14 protein-coding genes are annotated in these 15,718 nt (G+C 75.7%); 3 read left to right on the forward strand and 11 right to left on the reverse strand.

Annotated elements, in window-relative coordinates; genetic code table 11:
* The first annotated feature begins 76 nt into the window (after positions 1-76).
* Both PJ985_RS09740 and PJ985_RS09745 read left to right on the forward strand, forming a co-directional pair.
* The gene (locus PJ985_RS09740) at positions 77-973 is read left to right on the forward strand and encodes a glycosyltransferase family 2 protein (RefSeq protein WP_271683203.1); all 897 of its coding nucleotides are present in this window, start codon (positions 77-79) and stop codon (positions 971-973) included.
* Positions 963-1,901 carry a glycosyltransferase family 2 protein gene (locus PJ985_RS09745; protein ID WP_271683204.1) on the forward strand — a complete coding sequence of 313 codons (939 nt, stop codon included), beginning with the start codon at positions 963-965 and terminating at the stop codon, positions 1,899-1,901. The genes PJ985_RS09740 and PJ985_RS09745 overlap by 11 nt, the downstream gene beginning before the upstream one ends.
* Positions 1,902-1,987: 86 nt before the next feature.
* Here the strand turns inward: PJ985_RS09745 and PJ985_RS09750 are convergent, their stop codons facing one another.
* From PJ985_RS09750 to PJ985_RS09800, 11 genes are all read right to left on the reverse strand, one after another.
* The gene (locus PJ985_RS09750; RefSeq protein ID WP_271683205.1) at positions 1,988-2,821 is read right to left on the reverse strand and encodes an SDR family oxidoreductase; all 834 of its coding nucleotides are present in this window, start codon (positions 2,819-2,821) and stop codon (positions 1,988-1,990) included.
* The gene (locus PJ985_RS09755) at positions 2,818-3,900 is read right to left on the reverse strand and encodes a glycosyltransferase family 9 protein (protein WP_271683206.1); all 1,083 of its coding nucleotides are present in this window, start codon (positions 3,898-3,900) and stop codon (positions 2,818-2,820) included. Before PJ985_RS09755 ends, PJ985_RS09750 begins: the two co-directional genes overlap by 4 nt.
* The gene (gene rfaE2, locus PJ985_RS09760; protein WP_271683207.1) at positions 3,897-5,330 is read right to left on the reverse strand and encodes a D-glycero-beta-D-manno-heptose 1-phosphate adenylyltransferase; all 1,434 of its coding nucleotides are present in this window, start codon (positions 5,328-5,330) and stop codon (positions 3,897-3,899) included. Before rfaE2 ends, PJ985_RS09755 begins: the two co-directional genes overlap by 4 nt.
* On the reverse strand, positions 5,327-5,938 hold the full coding sequence (locus tag PJ985_RS09765) for a D-sedoheptulose-7-phosphate isomerase (RefSeq protein WP_271683208.1): 612 nt from the start codon (positions 5,936-5,938) through the stop codon (positions 5,327-5,329). The genes rfaE2 and PJ985_RS09765 overlap by 4 nt, the downstream gene beginning before the upstream one ends.
* A 133-nt stretch (positions 5,939-6,071) precedes the next feature.
* Positions 6,072-7,313, reverse strand: coding sequence for a glycosyltransferase (locus tag PJ985_RS09770; protein ID WP_271683209.1), 1,242 nt, complete (start codon positions 7,311-7,313; stop codon positions 6,072-6,074).
* Positions 7,313-8,275 carry a glycosyltransferase gene (locus tag PJ985_RS09775; RefSeq protein WP_271683210.1) on the reverse strand — a complete coding sequence of 321 codons (963 nt, stop codon included), beginning with the start codon at positions 8,273-8,275 and terminating at the stop codon, positions 7,313-7,315. The genes PJ985_RS09770 and PJ985_RS09775 overlap by 1 nt, the downstream gene beginning before the upstream one ends.
* Positions 8,272-9,339: a glycosyltransferase family 9 protein gene (locus PJ985_RS09780; protein ID WP_271683211.1), complete on the reverse strand. Its 1,068-nt coding sequence runs from the start codon at positions 9,337-9,339 to the stop codon at positions 8,272-8,274. The genes PJ985_RS09775 and PJ985_RS09780 overlap by 4 nt, the downstream gene beginning before the upstream one ends.
* Positions 9,336-9,986 carry a D-glycero-alpha-D-manno-heptose-1,7-bisphosphate 7-phosphatase gene (locus PJ985_RS09785; protein WP_271683212.1) on the reverse strand — a complete coding sequence of 217 codons (651 nt, stop codon included), beginning with the start codon at positions 9,984-9,986 and terminating at the stop codon, positions 9,336-9,338. Before PJ985_RS09785 ends, PJ985_RS09780 begins: the two co-directional genes overlap by 4 nt.
* 28 nt (positions 9,987-10,014) lie before the next feature.
* Positions 10,015-11,133 (reverse strand): glycosyltransferase family 2 protein, encoded by a 1,119-nt coding sequence (locus tag PJ985_RS09790; protein WP_443033447.1) that lies wholly within the window; start codon positions 11,131-11,133, stop codon positions 10,015-10,017.
* Positions 11,130-12,854: a carbamoyltransferase family protein gene (locus tag PJ985_RS09795; protein WP_271683213.1), complete on the reverse strand. Its 1,725-nt coding sequence runs from the start codon at positions 12,852-12,854 to the stop codon at positions 11,130-11,132. Before PJ985_RS09795 ends, PJ985_RS09790 begins: the two co-directional genes overlap by 4 nt.
* A 174-nt stretch (positions 12,855-13,028) precedes the next feature.
* Entirely contained in the window at positions 13,029-13,991 is a 963-nt protein-coding gene (locus tag PJ985_RS09800) for an NAD-dependent epimerase/dehydratase family protein (RefSeq protein ID WP_271683214.1), read from the reverse strand.
* A gap of 284 nt (positions 13,992-14,275) precedes the next feature.
* On the opposite strand from PJ985_RS09800, the gene PJ985_RS09805 reads away from it, so the two are divergent.
* A complete protein-coding gene (locus PJ985_RS09805) occupies positions 14,276-15,637 on the forward strand; it encodes a glutamine synthetase family protein (RefSeq protein WP_271683215.1) in 1,362 nt (453 codons plus the stop codon).
* Positions 15,638-15,718 lie beyond the last annotated feature (81 nt).

Genomic DNA, 15,718 nt, shown 5'->3' on the forward strand with positions numbered 1-15,718 from the left:
CGGCCCGGAACGCCCGCTCCCCGTACCCGCGGGAGACCGTTTGCCGGAGCCCGGCACGGGGCACCCGGAGCCCGCCATGGCACAGCCCTCCGTCGGGGTGGTCATCGCCACCCGCAACCGCGCCGCCGGCCTCGCGACCACGCTGAGCCGGCTCACCGCCCTGCCCGAACGTCCCCGGGTTCTGGTGGTCGACAACGCCTCCACCGACTCCACGCGGAACATGATCGCCCGCCGGTTCCCCCGGGTCGGCGTCCTCCCGCTGCCCGCCAACCGCGGTGCCCTGGCCCGCAACGACGGTGTCCGGCTGCTGGACACCCCTTACGTCGCCTTCAGCGACGACGACTCCTGGTGGGAGCCGGGCGCGCTCGGCACCGCGGCGCACCACCTGGACACCCACCCGCGGATCGGGCTCCTCGCCGCCCGCACCCTCGTCGGCCCGGAAGCCGCACCGGACTCGCTCAACGCCGAACTCGCCGCCTCCCCGCTCGGCCGCCCGCCCGGCTTTCCCGGCCCGCTGGTCCTCGGATTCCTCGGCTGCGCCGCCGTGGTCCGCCGCTCCGCGTTCCTGGATGCCGGCGGCTACCACCCCCTGCTCTTCTTCGGCGCGGAGGAGACCCTGCTCGCCTACGACCTCACCGCCCGGGGCCACCTGGTCTGCCACGCCCCCGACGTCCTCGCCCACCACCATCCCTCCGACGGCCCTAGGCCGCACCGCCGCGCGCTGGTGCGGCGCAACGAACTGCTGACCGTCTGGCTTCGCCGGCCGCTGCCGGTCGCCCTGCGCCGCACCGGGCGGCTGGGGCGGGAAGCCGCCGGGGACCCCGCCGCCCGCCGGGCGCTGCGGGGCGCGCTGCCGCGGATACCCGCGGCGCTGGCCCACCGCCGCCGGCTGCCGGCCGGGGTGGAAGCGGCCGTCCGGCGGCTGGAGCGCACGCGCCCGGAGAAGCCGGCGAGGAGCGGCCGTGGGGGATGACCGGACCTCCGTGGTGATCATTACGCATCACCGTCGCGAGGAGCTGCTGCACACCCTCGACCGGCTGGCCGAGCTGCCCGAGCAGCCCGCCGTCCTGCTCACCGACAATGCCGTGGACCGCGGCCCCGGCCGCGCCGCGGCCGACCGCACCGGCGACGCGGGGAGCGTCGCGGAAGCGGTCGCCCGCCGTCACCCGGGCGTTCGGGTACTGAGCCCCGGTGCCAACCTGGGAGCGGTCGGCCGGAACCTGGCGGCCCGGTACGTGACCACCCCCTACCTCGCCTTCTGCGACGACGACTCCTGGTGGGCCCCCGGCTCCCTCGCGGGGGCGGCCGACCTGCTCGACGCGCACCCCCGGGTCGGGGCGGTCACCGCCCGCATCCTCGTGGAGCCCGGTGGTCACGAGGATCCCGTCGTGGCCGAGCTGCGCGAGTCACCGGTGCCCGCCCCGCCCGGCCTGCCCGGTCCCGCCCTCGGCAGCTTCCTGGCGGCTGCCACCGTCCTGCGCACCGACGCGTTCCGGACAGCCGGCGGATTCTCCCCCCGGCTGTGGCTCGGCGGAGAGGAGGAACTGCTCGCCTGCGACCTGCTGACGGCCGGCTGGTGGCTCGTCCACGCAGGGCACCTGACGGTCCATCACGCTCCCTCCGCGCTGCGCGACTCCACCGGGCGGAGGGAGGACGGGATCCGGAACACCCTGTGGACCACGTGGCTGCGCCGGCCCGTCGGTCCCGCCCTGCGCCGCTCCGGCCACCTGCTGCGGACCGCGCCGCGCGACCGCACCACCACGCGGGCGATCGGCCGCGCGCTGGCCGGCCTGCCCTGGCTGCTGCGCGAACGCCGGGTGGTGCCGCCCGAGGTGGAGAACCTGCTGAGGCCGTTGGACCGTGCTCAGCGCGCCTCGAAGGCCCGCCGGTACGTCGGCTGAGCCGCCCGGTACCGGGCACCGCCGCCCGCGCCGGGCGGGCGCGGGCGGCGGTGCGGGGCGGGGCCGGCCCGCACCGCCGGGGCCGGTCAGGGACGCCGCCAGGCGTCGCTCTCCAGGTGGGAGCCGGCCTGCGGACCCATGCGCAGCATGCCGCCGTCCACCAGCCAGGAGGCACCGGTGACATAGCCGGCCTCACCACTTGCCAGGAAGGCGATCACGGCGGCGACCTCCCGGGCATCCCCGGGCCGGCCCAGCGGGACACCCGGCCGGTGCGTGCCGCGGGGGTCCTGGTCCTCCTGTCCGGTCATCGGGGTGGCGATCTCGCCCGGCGCGACGGCGTTGACGCAGATGCCGTGCTCGGCCAGCTCCAGGGCCATCACCTGGGTCAGCAGTCCCAGCCCGCCTTTGGCCGCACAGTAGGGGGCGGCACCGACCCGGGGGGCGTGCTCGTGCACGCTGGTGACGTTGATGATCCGGCCGCCGCCCTGTCCGGCCATGCGGCGCGCGGCTCGCTGCCCGCAGAGGAAGGGGCCGACGAGGTTGATGTCGAGCACCTCCCGCACCGTCTCCAGTCCGATCTCGAGGTAGGGGGTCGAGGTACCGGTACCGGCGTTGTTCACCAGGACGTCGATCCGGCCCAGCCGGTCGGCCAGCCGGTCCACCGCGTCGGCTGCCTCCGGCAGCCCGGTGAGGTCCATCTGTTCGGTGTGGGCGGTGCGGCCGAGGTCCTGGATCTCGGCGGCGGTGTCGCGGGCGCCCTCCTCGTCGGTATTCCAGGTGATGCCGACATCCATGCCCTGCATGGCAAGCCGGACGGCGGTGGCCCGCCCGATGCCGGAGTCACCGGCGGTGATCACCGCTGTTCCGGTGCGGCCGGTGCTGCTGTCGTGGACGGGGTCCACGCCGGGGTCCGTGGTCATGGCGGTTCTCCTCGGGGCGTCGGGTGTGCGTTCGGGTCGTCAAGGGCTCGGTCGTGGGGCGACGCGGACGGCTCGGGGGCGGCGGTGGGGACCGAACGCGGCCGGCCCGGCGGAGGCAGCGCCTCCAGCTCCGCCAGCACGTCGTGCGGGGTGATCCGCAGCAGGCGCTCGTCGGGACGGTCACCGTGGGCGTCCCCCGGTCGCAGCGCGCGGCCCGGCGGATGAGGCCCGGGACCCGGGCGGTACAGGACGCGGTGCCGTGGGGACTCGGGCGGCCCCCACAGCCGCGGCGACACCGGCCCGAAGAGGATCACCGACGGGGTGCCGAGCGCCGTCGCCAGGTGGGCGAGCCCGGTGTCCCCGACAACGACCGCGCGCGCCTCCGCGACGAGCGCGGCCAGCTCCGGGAACGGCAGGTCCCGGTCGCCACCGGCCACCGCCCCGGCCGGAAGCCCGGCCTCACCGGCGACCGCCCGGGCCGTCGGCTCCTCTCCCGCGCCCGCCGTGACCACGACCTGCCGGCCCGCGCGGTGCAGGGCGCGGGCCACGGCGGCGAACCGGCCGGGGGGCCAGCGCCGGGCCGCGGCGTCCGCCCCCGGGTGGAGCAGCACGGCACCCGGTGCGGGGGACCGCGGCAGCGGTGGGTCCAGGTGCAGCTCGCCCGGATCGGCCGGAACGCCGTACCGGCCGAGGAGCCGGCACCAGCGTTCCCGTTCGTGCTCGTCCTCCCGCCAGACGGGCCCGTCCGGCCGCGCGTAGCCGTACAGCCGGCCGGGCCGGAGCGCGCGCAGCGGACGGAGGCTGGCCGGGCCGCTGCCGTGCAGATCGACCGCCAGCTCGGGCGGCGTCCCGGTCCAGGGGATACGGGCCGGCACCCCGCGGTCGGGGGCGTGCACCGGCAGCAGCCCGTCCACGGTGCCGGTCGCCGCCGCCGCGTCGGCCAGCCGGGCAGGCGCGGCCAGCAGCACCCGGTGCCCGGGGAAGGCCCGGCGCAGCCCGCGCAGCGCGGGCACGGCGGTGAGCAGGTCACCCAGGCCGAGGGCGCGCAGCACCAGAAGGGCCGGCTTGGGCGAGGTCATGAGGCGGGTGAGGGAGGGGCGGGCGTGTGTGCCGCGGCCCGGCGGGCGAGCTCGGTGGTCGATCTCCCGTCCAGGTACGGCAGTACCAGGGCCTGCCCGCCCCACTCGCGCAGCACGGCTGCCTCCGGAAGGGCGCTGACGCTGTAGTCACCGCCCTTCACCCAGATGTCCGGCCGCAGTCTGCGGAGCAGGGTGGCGGGGGTGTCCTCGCCGAAGGTCAGGACCGCGTCCACACAGTCGAGCCCGGCCACGACGCGGATGCGGTCGGCCGCCGGATTGAGCGGCCGGCCGGGCCCCTTCAGCCGCCGTACGGAGGCGTCGGAGTTGAGGCACACGATCAGGCGGTCCCCGGCGCGCCGGGCCTTCTCCAGCAGCTCGACGTGCCCGGCGTGCAGCAGGTCGAAGCAGCCGCCGGTGGCGACGACGGTGCCGCCGCGGGCGTGCACGGCGTGGACCAGGGCGAGGACGTCACCGAGCCGGCCGGGGACGTCCGGGCGGACCGGACGCCGGGGCGGTTCCTGCGGTGCCCAGCACAACGGGTTCCCCGCGGCGCCGGCGCCCACGAACGAGGCCGCCGCCCCGGCGGCCCGTTCGACGGCCCGGGCGGGCAGGTCGCCGTCGGCGAGCCCCGCGGCGGCGGTGGCTGCGAAGCAGTCCCCGGCCCCGCAGGTGTCCCGGGCCTGGGAGGAGGTGACCGGGACGTACAGCGGATCGTCGCAGTGGGCCCGGGTGAGGACCGCGCCGCGCGCTCCCAGGGTCACCGCGACGGAGGCGGCCCCCCAGCGTTCGGCGAGCAGCGAGCCGCGGCGGCTGTGGGCGCGCAGCGAGTCGTCACCCTCGGGGACACCCGGGACGTGGCCGGTGAAGGCCCGCGCCTCCCGGTCGTTGGGGGTGGCCAGCCGGGTGGCCACCGCCGGCCGGCCGCCGCGCGGATGCGGGTCCCAGACCAGCGGGACGTGCCGGGCCGCCTCCACGAGCCGGGCCCGTACCGCGGCGGCGGTGCCCCGGCCGTAGTCGGACACGAGGACGGTGTGGGCGTCGCGTATCGCGGCATGAGCCGCCGCCCCGGGCCGGCCGGGCGTTCCGCCGCCCCGGTCGACGCGCACCAGGGGGCGCCCGGCGGCCCGTACCCGGGTCTTGACGGGCAGTTCGCCGAGCAGCGGGATCTCGCACAGCCGGACTCCCGGCGGCAGCAGCGCACGGAGGGTGTCGCTGGCGTGATCGGTGCCCAGCGCGGTGACCAGCACGACCTCGCGGCCGTCGCGCGCGGCGAGCGCGGCGGCGAGCGCGGCACCCCCGGGCCGGGCGCGGTCGGACACCACGTCGACGACCGGGACCGGGGCGTCGGGGGCGAGCCGGGTGGCGTCCCCGTCGATGTCCTGGTCCAGAAGGGCGTCCCCGACGACGACCAGCGGCGAACGGCCGGTCACCGGACGCTCCGTTCCGCCACGGCGGCCGGGGGGACGGCCGTCACGGTGTCGAACGCCTCGCAGAGCAGGTGCAGGGCGACCAGGTGGACTTCCTGCACGGTCGCCGTGCCGGCGGCCGGGATGCTGAGCGTGTCGTCGGCCAGGCCTGCCAGCGGGTTCGGCCGGGGCCCGGTCATGGCCCAGATGCGAAGGCCGGCGGCCCGGGCCGCTATGGCGGCGTCGAGCAGGTTGGGGCTGCGTCCGGAGGTGGACATCAGCAGCAGGACGTCGCCGGGCCGGCCGTGTGCGGTGACCTGCCGGGCGTACACCTCGGCGTAGCCGTAGTCGTTGGCGATCGCGGTGACGCTGGAGGTCTCGGCGTGCAGGGCGAGCGCGGAGTACGCCGGCCGGTCGCTCAGGTAGCGTCCGACGAGTTCGGCCGTCAGGTGCTGGGCCTGGGCGGCGCTGCCGCCGTTGCCCGCGGCCAGCAGCCGGCCGCCCCTCGGCAGGACGGCCGCCAGGTGCCGGCCCCAGGCGTCGATCCGCTCGAGTTCCTCGTCGCAGAGGTGCCCCAGAGCCTCCTGGAGCGACCGGCAGTGCTCGTGCGCGGTGCGGAGTGCGTCGCTCATGGTGTTCAGGGCTCCGCCGGTGCGGCTGCGGGCCCCTGGCTCCTTCCCAGGTGTGCGGCTGTGCGGTCTGTGCGGAGCGCCTCACCGGCCCGCGCGGGGTGAGCGCCCGGTTGAGCGCTCCGGAGCGTGGCCGTCAGCCGGCCCGGGTTGCTGTGGCGGGCCGACGGGCGAGGACGTCGAGGTAGATCTCCTCAGTGGCCGCGGCGATCCTGGCCCAGCGGTAGCGCGCCAGGACCCGGCGGCGGCCCGCCGCCCCGCAGGCGGCGCGTGCGCGCGGGTCGGCCAGCAGGGCCGCGGCCGCACCGGCCAGCGCGGCCGCGTCCCGCGGCGGCACCAGGCGTCCGGTGCCCGGGTCCGCCACCGTGTCGCGCTGTCCGCCGACGGCACTCGCCACCACCGGGACGCCGCAGCCCATCGCCTCCAGGGGCACGATGCCGAACGGTTCGTAGTCGGCCGGGCAGAGCACCACGTCCGCGCTGCGCAGCAGAGCCGGAACGGCCGTGCGGGACACCCCGCCGGTGAAGTGGACCCGGTCCGTGACACCGAGCCGGCCGGCCACCGACCGCAGCCGGCGGGCCTCCGGGTCCGCGTCGAGCCGCGCGGCCTCCGGCCCGCCGACGATGACCAGTTCGGTGTCCGGCAGCGCGGCCAGCGCGGCCAGGGACACGTCGGTGCCCTTGCGGGGGACGAGCCTGCCGATCTGGATCAGCCGGTACCGGCGGTCGCCGCGGGGCGCAGGCGGGCCCTGCGGGGTGAAACGGCCGGGATCCACCCCGCAGGGCACGACGGAGGTCCGCTCGGGGGTGAGGCCCATCGCGGCCAGTTCCCCGACCTCGTCCCGGCAGGTGGCGATGATGCGGTCGCAGGCTTCGCCGACCTCGGTCTCCAGGGCGATCCGTCCGGCAGGGCTGCTGTCGGCTGCCCCTTGGTGACGCCGTTTGACGGTGCCGAGGGCGTGGTACGTGTGGGCGAACGGCAGGCCGAGGGGGCGGGCCGCCCGGAGTGCGGCGAGGCCGGACATCCAGAAGTGCGAGTGCACCACGTTGGGCGGCGCGGCGGACCACTCCTCCGCCAGGTGGTCGCCGAACGCCTGCATGTACGGCAGCAGTTCGTCCTTCGGCAGGTGCCGGGGCGGTCCGGCGGGCACGTGCCGTACCAGCACCCCGGGGCGCAGTTCCACGACCGGCGGTGCGGTGGGGGAGTCACGCCTGGTGTGCACCGTCACACGGTGGCCGCGGTCGGCGAGTCCCTCCGCGAGTTGCGCGACGTGCACGTTCTGGCCGCCGGCGTCCGCTCCGCCCAGCGCGGCCAGCGGGCTGGCGTGCTCGGAGACGAGGGCGATCGCGAGCGTGCGCTCGCGGGATGTTCGCCTCATCAGCGGACCACCTCCTCCATCAGACGGTTCCAGTCGGTCAGGAAGCGCTTCAGCCCGTAGCGGGCGAGAGCCGCTCGCCGGGCCCGGTCCCCGGCCTCCGACGCCGCCACCGGATCGCGCAGGTACCCGGCGGCGGCGCGTGTGAGTTCCCCCGGCCGGGTGGAGAGCACTCCGGCGCCTTCCGGTACCGCTTCGACGGCTTCGGTGGTGGCGAGCGCGACGACCGGCATCCCCAGGTGCATGGCCTCGATCAGGGACAGGCCCAGCGAGGTCCAGCGAACGGGGTGCAGGTAGACGCGCCGCCGGGCCATGGCGTTGTGCAGGGCTGCCTGGGGGAGCTCCTCGGTGCGGCAGCGGTCGGGGGGAATGCCCAACTGCCGGGCCAGGTCCGCGGTGCCCATCCCGAAGACGTCCAGGGGGACCTGGCGGGCCAGTTCGGGCAGCAGGTCGGTGCCGGTGGTCCGACCGCGCCGCAGCGGTTCGTTGACGACCACGGCGGCCCGCTCGAGCTCCCCGGTCCAGCGGTGGCCCGGGTCGACGACGCCGTGCTCGATCACGGCTGTGGGGGTGCCGCCGCTGTCCCAGAACAGCCGGTTGAAGTGCGTGACATGGACCAGGAGCAGGTCGTCCCGGCCGGCGCACGGGTGCCGGGTGTGCGGCACGCCGCCGCCGGGCGTGTTGTGCTCCACGTACACCGCGGGCACCTCCCGGCCGGGGCGGCGGCCCAGCCACCGGCCGGCGAGGGCGGCCTCGTGCGGGCGTTGCAGGACGACCAGATCGACGGCCGTGTCCCGCAGGTCCCCGGGCCGCACCTCGGTCACCGAGTCCGGCCAGTCCCAGGTGCGGGCCCGGCCCCGGCCGTCGGGTCCCCGGTCCGGCAGCACCGGTATCAGGTAGGTGTGCGGACCCTGCACGAAGGCGGTGGTCCACGAGCCGTGCACGTGCCAGAGCAGGACGTTCATCGGGCCGCCTCCCGGGCCGGGTGTGCCGGCCGGTCGCCGGCGGTGCGGGCTTCGCCGGCGGTGAGGGATGCGACGGCTTTCAGCACCTCCGCGTCGCTCACCGAGTCCAGGCAGGGATGCCCGGGAACCGGGCAGACCCGGGCCCGGGTGCCCGCGCACGGGGCGTCCGGCCGGCCGAGGCGTACCAGCGGAACACGGTGCGGCAGCCAGTGGACGGCGGGTACCACGGGTGCGAACAGGCTGATCACCGGGGTGCCGACGGCAGCGGCCAGGTGGGCGGGACCGGTGTTGCCGGCGACCACCGCCCGGGCCCGGGCCAGCACACCGGCCAGCTCCGGAAGGCCGGTGCGTCCGCCGAGGTCCCGGGCGTGCCGGCCGGCGACCGTCGCGGTCAGCTCCTTCTCCTCGGGGCCGCCGGTGACGACCACCCGGTGCCCGGCGGCGCTCAGGGCGGCCACCGCCCGGGCGGCCCGCGCCGGGCTCCAGGTCCGGGCCGGGACCGCGGCCCCGGGGTGCACCACCAGGTACGGACCGGTGCCGGTCAGCGCACCGGTGTCCGGCGGGGGAAGGACGCGCGGCGCGCCGTCGTCGCCGGGCGGCAGGCGGAAGCCGGCCGCCTCGGCGAGGTCGAGCGCGGCCTCGGCCTCGTGCCGGGCCGGGGCCCGGCGATGCCGCAGGTCCAGCAGGGTGCCCGGGTAGTGCTCGCTGTCCGCCGCCACCCACGGCACGCCCGCCATCTTCAGCAGCAGCGCGGCAGGCAGCGGGCTCTGGTGGGAGGAGGCCAGGACCAGCGCCCGGTCGAACCTCCCGGCGGCCACCCGGTCGACCAGCTCCCCGACGGCCTCCCGCCGTACCTCGGGCGGGGAGAAGCCGACCCAGGGGGCGTCGTGCACCAGCACCTCCCGCACTCCGGGCAGGAGACGCGCGGCGGTCTCGCCCAGCGGTCCGCAGAGGACCGCCGTGTGCGCGGACCCGGCCGCGACGGCGCGCACGGCGGGGCCGGCCAGCAGGACGTCCCCCGCGCTGTCCAGCCGCACCACGAGGGTGCGCGGGGCGCGGCTCACGAACCGCCCCCGATCAGTGCGCCGATCCGCAGTACGGTCCGTACCGCGGCGAGCAGGTCGGGTGCGGTCTCCCCGGCCGCGGAGGTCTCTGCGGGGCGGGTCACCGGGGTCGGTACCAGGATGCCCCGGGCTCCGGCCGCGCGGGCCGCCCCCATGTCGGCGTCGATGTCCCCGATGACCACGGTCCGGTGCGGCGGGACTCCGAGCCGGCCGCACGCGGCCTCCACGAGCCCCGGAGCCGGCTTCCGGCACCGGCAGCCGTCGTCGGGGCCGTGCGGGCAGACCGCCCACACATCCAGCGGGCCGAGCAGTTCCTCGACGCGTCGCTGCACCGCGCCCACCTGCTGTCTGCTGAGCAGGCCGCGGGCGACTCCGGACTGATTGCTCACCACCCCGAGGGCGGTCCCGCGGGCCCGCAGGAGGTCGAGTGCGCCGCGGGCCCCCGGCATCGCCCGCACGAGGCCGGGGTCGCCGTTGTAGGGCACGTCCTCGACGAGCGTTCCGTCCCGGTCGAACAGGACGGCGGTACGGGGCCGGCCGGCACCGCCCGGTGACCGGACGCCGGGGCGCGGACTGTCCCCCGGGGGGAAGAGCCAGGGACCGCCGTCGGCGGAGAACCCCGCTCGGGGGGCTGGTGTGCTCGGCATGTGCCCGGGGTTGCCGGAACACCCTTGCTCAAACACCCGGGTCACCCGCTCGGACGGTCTCCGGGGCGACGCGTGCGGCTGTCCCGGAGGGGGTGCGGACAGCGCTGTGTGCCGCCCAGGGCAAGGCTTTGCGGTGGCGTATCAGACCGGCCAGCCAGTGCGCTGCGGCGACGGGCGGAATGAGTGCGCTGCTGGCGGCCATCCGGGTGATCTCGTCCGCCGTGCGCGGCCCGGGACGGATCCGGGCGGCGGCGAACTCGACGGTCCCGGCGAGCCAGAGAGCGGCGCAGCAGGCCGCGCCGCGGTGCCGTCCGGCCGTCGCCCCGGCCAGTGCGGCCAGCCCGGCCGCGGTGACCGCGACGTGCCGCGGAAGCCGGCCGCGCGGGGCCCCGGCCCGGTCCCACCAGTGGCGGCCGTGCAGCCGGCTCATCAGGACGTCGTCGGCGTTTCCGGCCTGTGCGCGCACCGACACCCAACTGTCCGCCGGGCGGACCGGATGGGTCGTGGAACGGCTGCCCACCGTCAGCTCCCAGCCGTTCCCGAGCAGCCGCAGGGCCAGGTCGGCGTCCTCCCGGAAGGCCCGGGGGAACCGTTCGTCGAACCCGTGAGCGTCCTGCAGTGCCGCCCGGCGGTACACCAGGTCGGCGGTGATCCAGCGGGCGTCGGCCAGGCCGGCGGTGGTTCGCTCCCAGTCGGTGGGGCGGCGCCCGGCGGGCAGCGGCACGCTGATCCGGCCCTGCACCCCGGCCGTGCGGGGTCCCGCCCCGGCGAGATCGGCGGCCAGCCGCCGGGCCCAGTCCGGGGCCGGCACCACATCGTCGTCGAGGAAGGCGATCCAGGGCTCGGGGGCCGCTCGCCAGCCGGTGTTGCGGGCCGCGGCGGGGCCGGCCGCCCGGCCCGGCACGAGGTGCGTCAGCGCGCGGAGGGCCTCGGGCACCCGGACGTCCAGCGGATCGGGGACATGCGGCGGCCGGTCGTCGACGAGCACGATCCGGCGGGGGCGCGGGCCCGCACCGTCCGCCAGCGCCTCCAGCAGGGCCGTCAGGCTGGGCCGCCCCAGGGTGGGCACCACCACGGCGTAGGCGGGCCGATCCCGGACCGCGGCTTCTGCGGGGCCGGCGCCGTGGCCGGTTCCCGGGGCGCTCACCGGCCGGGCCCCGTTCCGGCGTGCTCCGCCCCGCTGCCGCCGTCCGTCCCGGCCGCGACCCCGCGGGTGCCCTCGCCCCGGTGGGAGAAGAAGGTCTCGCGCCGTACCACGAACGGGCCGATGGCCAGCAGATCGACGGGGGCGGATCCGAAGCACTCCAACGCGTCCCGGGGGTCGTCGGCCATCGGCCGGCCCGCCGTGTTGAGGCTGGTGTTCACCACCACGGGCAGCGAGGTCAGTTCCTCGAACGCGGTGAGCATCCGCCCGGCCAGCGGCTCGGCGTCCGGGTTCACGGTCTGCACCCGGGCCGTGCCGTCCACGTGCACCACGGCCGGGATACGGTCCCGCCACTCCGGGCGCACCCGGTGCACGAACAGCATGTACGGGCTGGGCAGCGGGCCGTCGAACAACTCGGCCGCCCGCCCGGCCAGGACCATCGGGGCGACCGGCCGGAACTGCTCCCGGCCCTTGACGTCGTTGAGCCGCTCCAGGTTGCCGGACTTCCCCGGGTGGGCGAGCAGCGAGCGGTGTCCCAGCGCCCGCGGCCCGTACTCGGAGCGGCCCTGGAACCAGGCGACGATCGCGTCGTCCGCGAGGGCCCGGGCCACGGTACGCGCGACGTCCACGGGCCGTTCGAACGGTACCGCGGCGGTCTTCAGCCAGGCTTCGAGCTCGGCGTCGGACCAGCCGCGGCCCAGGTCCGCTCCCGGGACCGGCCGGGGCGCCTCGTCCCGCTCGGCGGTGTGGAGCAGGGCGCCGCCCAGCGCGGTGCCCGCGTCACCGGAGGCGGGCTGCACCCACACCCGGCGGAACGGGCCCTCGCGGGCGATCCGCGAGTTGGCCACACAGTTGAGCGCCACGCCGCCGGCCATGGTCAGGACCTCGTCGTGCGTCTGCCCGTGCAGCCAGCGCACCAGGTCGAGCAGCGTCTCCTCCAGGACCGCCTGGGCGCTCGCGGCCAGGTCCGCGTGCGGCTGTGTCCACGCCTCGTCACCGTGCCGCGGCGGTGCCAGCTCCGCCCACGGGACGCCCGCGGCGCGGAATCCGCCGTCCCCGGTCGGGTGGATGTACCGCCGCAGTTCCCGGAGCATCCGCGGCCGGCCGTAGGAGGCCAGCGCCATCACCTTGTACTCGTCACTGGACCGCAGAAAGCCCAGATGCTCCGTCAGCTCCTCGTACACCAGGCCGAGGGAGTGCGGGAGCTCCTGCTGCCGCAGCGCTGCGAGCCGGTTGCCGGTGCGCCGGGCCGCCAGGTGGGAGGCGCATTCCCCCCGGCCGTCGAGCACCAGCACGGAGCAGTGCTCCGCGTCCGGGGCCGCGAACGCGGAGGACGCCGCGTGGGCCAGGTGGTGCGGCACGAAGCGCACCAGGCCGGAGTCGAGCCCGGGAAGCGCCTCGGCCAGGAACGCGGGGGCCTCCCGGGCGTACGTCAGCCGCAGGTGGTCCCAGGGGTCGTCCAGCCCCATCCGGTCGGCGGGGCGGGCCAGCGCCGGGTCGAAGGAATAGGTGACGGCGTCCAGATCCTGCGGCCGCAACCCGGCCTGGGCCAGGCACCAGGCGGCCGACTGCTCCGGAAGCTCCCAGGCGGAGAAGGGCAGTGGGCGCTTGCCGTGCTTGCGGCGGGAGAACCGCTCCTCCTCGGCCGCGGCGAGGGTGCGGCCGTCGACGACCAGGGCGGCCGCCGGGTCGTGGAACAGGGCGTTGATGCCGAGAACGCGCATGGGAGGTGACCTTCCGGCGGGGAGGACAGTGGGGTGACGGTGCGCCGGAACACGACGCGGGTGTACCGGCCGCCCGGTTGCGCGCGGCACCGCGCCACGATCGGACGCGGTGGAGGGCCACCGGCTGCAGCAGGAGGACGCACCGGGGAGCCGGTGACGGGGGCGGAGGGTTGCTCAGTTCGCGAGGTGCTCGCGAAACCAGGCAATGGTGCGGGCGAGTCCCTCTTCCACGGGCACCCGCGGCTCCCACTGGAGCTTGTCGCGGGCCAGCGTGATGTCGGGGCAGCGCACGGCGGGATCGTCGGCGGGCCGTTCCACCAGCCGGACGGCAGAGGCCGACCCGGTCAGCCCGATGACCTTCTCCGCCAGCGCCCGCATGGTCATCTCGTGCGGGTTGCCGATGTTCACGGGGCCCAGCAGCCCGGAGTCCGCCATGGCCAGTACGCCTCGCACGGTGTCGTCGACGTAGGCCGGTGACCGGGTCTGGCGTCCGTCCCCGGTGACGGTGAGCGGCTCACCGGCCAGTGCCTGGCGGATGAAGGTGGGCACGGCCCGCCCGTCGTGGCCGCGCATCCGCGGGCCGTAGGTGTTGAACAGCCGGACGATGCCCGCGTCGGTGCCGTGCACCGCGGCCTCGGCCGTGGTCAGCGCCTCCGCGAAGCGTTTGGCCTCGTCGTACACGCTGCGCGGGCCGACCGGGTTGACGTTCCCCCAGTAGCTCTCGCTCTGCGGGTGCTGCAGCGGATCCCCGTACACCTCGGAGGTGGAGGCCAGCACGAAGCGCGCCCGGTGACGGTGGGCCAGCGCGAGCGCGTTGCGGGTGCCCAGGCTCCCGGTCTCCAGGGTGTGCAGGGGCTGGCGCAGGTAGTCGGCCGGGGAGGCCGGGGAGGCGAAGTGCAGCACCAGGTCGACCGGCCGGGACAGCTCCAGCGGTTCGGTGATGTCGGCGCCCACCACGGTGAAGCCGGGCCGGTCCAGCAGGTGCGCGATGTTCCCCGCGCTGCCGGTGCAGAAATCGTCGACACAGGTCACCTCGTCACCCCCGTCGAGCAGGGCGGTGCACAGGTGCGAGCCGAGGAAGCCGGCTCCGCCGGTGACCACGGAGTGCCGGCGGAGCGGATCAGGAGTGGGCTGCATGGCGGCTCCTTCCCACGCGCAGCGTGAAAACGACCTCTCCGCGGTACCCCGGTCAAACCGGACCAATCCGGCGGACGGGTGGCTGTGCCGCGCAGGGCCGCCCGGTCCCTGCCGGCGCGGACCGGCCGGCGGACGGCAGCATCGGGAGCGGAAGCCGGCCGGCGCCTCCGCTGCTCGGACACGCGTGCGTCACACCACCGAAACTGTGTGGTGAAATGCTCAGGTGCCCGCGATATGCCCCGCGGCCCGGTAACCAACGGCCTGACCAGCGAGGATGGGTTTTTATGGACAAGCAGCAGGAGTTCGTGCTCCGTACGCTGGAGGAGCGTGACATCCGGTTCGTCCGGCTGTGGTTCACCGACGTGCTCGGGTTTCTCAAGTCCGTCGCAGTGGCACCCGCCGAGCTCGAGCAGGCCTTCGACGAGGGCATCGGCTTCGACGGCTCGGCGATCGAGGGCTTCGCCCGGGTGCACGAGTCCGACATGCTCGCCAAACCCGCGCCCAGCAGCTTCCAGATCCTGCCCTGGAGGGCAGAGGCACCCGGGACCGCCCGGATGTTCTGCGACATCCTGATGCCGGACGGCTCCCCGTCCTACGCCGACCCCCGGTACGTCCTCAAGCGCATCCTCGCCAAGGCCTCCGACCTCGGGTTCACCTTCTACACCCACCCCGAGATCGAGTTCTTCCTGCTCAAGGACAAGCCGGTGGACGGCACCCGGCCGACCCCGGCCGACTCCTCCGGATACTTCGACCACACCCCGCACAACGTCGGCATGGACTTCCGGCGCCAGGCGATCACGATGCTGGAATCGATGGGCATCTCCGTGGAGTTCTCCCATCACGAGGGCGCCCCGGGGCAGCAGGAGATCGACCTGCGCTACGCCGACGCGCTGTCCACCGCCGACAACATCATGACCTTCCGTCTGGTGATGAAGCAGGTCGCGCTGGAGCAGGGCGTGCAGGCCACCTTCATGCCCAAGCCGTTCTCCGAATACCCCGGCTCCGGCATGCACACCCACCTCTCCCTCTTCGAGGGCGACCGGAACGCCTTCTACGAAAGCGGAACCGAGTACCAGCTCTCCAAGGTCGGCCGCTCCTTCATCGCCGGGCTCCTGAAGCACGCCGCGGAGATCTCCGCCGTCACCAACCAGTGGGTCAACTCCTACAAGCGGATCTGGGGCGGCGCCAACCGGCCCGCCGGAGCCGGCGGCGAAGCACCCTCCTACATCTGCTGGGGCCACAACAACCGCTCCGCGCTCATCCGGGTCCCGATGTACAAGCCCGGCAAGACCGGGTCGACCCGGGTCGAGGTCCGCTCCCTGGACGCCGGGGCCAACCCCTACCTGGCCTACTCGGTGCTGCTCGCCGCCGGCCTGAAGGGCATCGAGGAGGGTTACGAGCTGCCGCCGGGCGCCGAGGACGACGTCTGGGCGCTGAGCGACGGCGAACGCCGCGCCCTGGGCATCGAGCCGCTCCCGCAGAACCTGGGCGAGGCGATCGACCTGATGCAGCGCAGCGAGCTGGTGGCCGAGACCCTCGGAGAGCACGTCTTCGACTTCTTCCTGCGCAACAAGCGGCAGGAGTGGGAGGAGTACCGCTCCGAGGTCACCGCCTTCGAGCTGCGCAAGAACCTCCCCGCCCTGTAACGCGCCGCGCACCGCTGCCGTCCGCCCGCCGCCCGGCTCCGCCGCCCGGCAGTGGTTACGCTCCTGGGTAGCGGGCAGGCC

The organism is Streptomyces sp. ACA25 (genome assembly GCF_028200735.1).
Taxonomy (GTDB): Bacteria; Actinomycetota; Actinomycetes; order Streptomycetales; family Streptomycetaceae; genus Streptomyces.